1 protein-coding gene is annotated in these 1,490 nt (G+C 52.1%); it reads right to left on the bottom strand.

What is annotated here, in order from left to right; translation table 11 throughout:
- Nucleotides 1-63: 63 nt before the first annotated feature.
- On the bottom strand, nucleotides 64-1,490 hold a 1,427-nt coding region (locus tag B3187_RS14140), incomplete at its 5' end, for a flagellin (RefSeq protein ID WP_286807128.1).

The following is a 1,490-nucleotide window of genomic DNA, read 5'->3' as shown; positions in this document are numbered from 1 at the left end:
TCACTCAAGGCTACTCATCAGCACCTGAAGTGCTCCGCCGGTTACCCGGCGGAGACTCTCAGCTTACTGGAGCAGCTGCAGCACCTGCTGCGGACGGGCGTTGGCCTGAGCCAGCATGGCCTGGGAGGCCTGCTGCAGCACCTGCGCCTGACTCAACTTGGCGGTTTCCGCCGCAAAGTCGGCGTCCATAATCCTCGAACGGGCCGCGGAGGTCTTTTCGCTGACGTTGGACAGGTTGGAGATGGTGAAGTCCAAGCGGTTGTTGGCAGCACCCAGCTCGGCGCGGACATCGTTAATTTCTACCAGAGCGCGGTCGATGGTGTCGATGGCGTTTTGGGCACCTTCCTGGGTGGAAATATCTATGTTAGCGATGTTGTCACCAAAACTCTCTACAGTATTGGTCTCACGCAAGCCCGTATTAGCTAAACTCGCGGCGTTCGTTACGTCTCCATATTTAACCGAGATCTCGTCCCCTGAAACTGACTCGAGCTCAAGAACACCAGCAGAAGAAGAAGCCGTAACGCCTGTCTCAGCTGATTTTGCATTGATCGCGTCACGAATCAGGTCAGCGGTAGCGGCGCCGGCACCAGTTGCGCTCGTATCAGCTGTAACCGCACCAATCTCAATACCATTAATTATCAACGCTCCTTCATCGAGATCGTCTTCACTTCCATCCACAATTTCTGCGCCCTGGATAGTACCGGCGGCAAAACGAGAGTCGATGCCCAGCACATTAGCATCTGCTGCCGCTGCGTAATTAATAGTAATCCCACTGTTATCCGTTGATGTGAGGGCTAAACGCGGACCGTAGGTTGTTGCAGCAATTCCTGTTGTGCCTGGATCACTAATGGCAGCACCAAGAGAATCGACGTACGAAACCGCAATACTTGTTCCATCCTCGCTTGACAAAACTAAGCCACCGTCGTCAGAAAGGCTAGCGTCAATTTTACCGTCTGCGGACTGATTAATCTTGTTTACTAAAGCTTCCATACTGCCCGTGTTTGAGACCTCAAAGCTTGAAGTTACTCCGTCCGCGTTAACGAGATCAAATTTCATAATCTCATCAGCGCCGCTCAGTACACCCGTCACGGAGGATCCACTACTCCCTACAGTTTCAGTCACCGCTGTCGCACGCACGTTTGAAACACTATCGTTAATAACACCCAGAAGCTCACTCAAGTTTCCAGCAGCATTCAATTCGCTTGAGCGAACCGTCTGACCGTTGATTTCAATGTTGTCACTAAAAGGAGCCGTATCGCTTCCATAGTTGGCAGCGGTAATGTTCATAGCGACACCAACAATATCTCCACCTGCAGTACCACCAAGATTTTTGGCGTCCATAGTAGGCACTTCAAGGCTGATAATCTGACGGGACTGATCACCGACCTGGAGATCTACCTCACCCAGCGAGCCGTCCAGCAGTTTCTGGCCATTAAACGAAGTTTCAGCCGCAATACGGTTCATCTCTTCACGCAGCTGCTCCACTTCGG

The sequence above is a fragment of the Marinimicrobium sp. UBA4209 genome (assembly GCF_002381585.1).
GTDB classification, from domain to species: Bacteria; Pseudomonadota; Gammaproteobacteria; order Pseudomonadales; family Cellvibrionaceae; genus Marinimicrobium; species Marinimicrobium koreense.
Note: the sequence above shows the minus strand (reverse complement) of the source record. Positions and strands in the feature narration are given on the sequence as shown.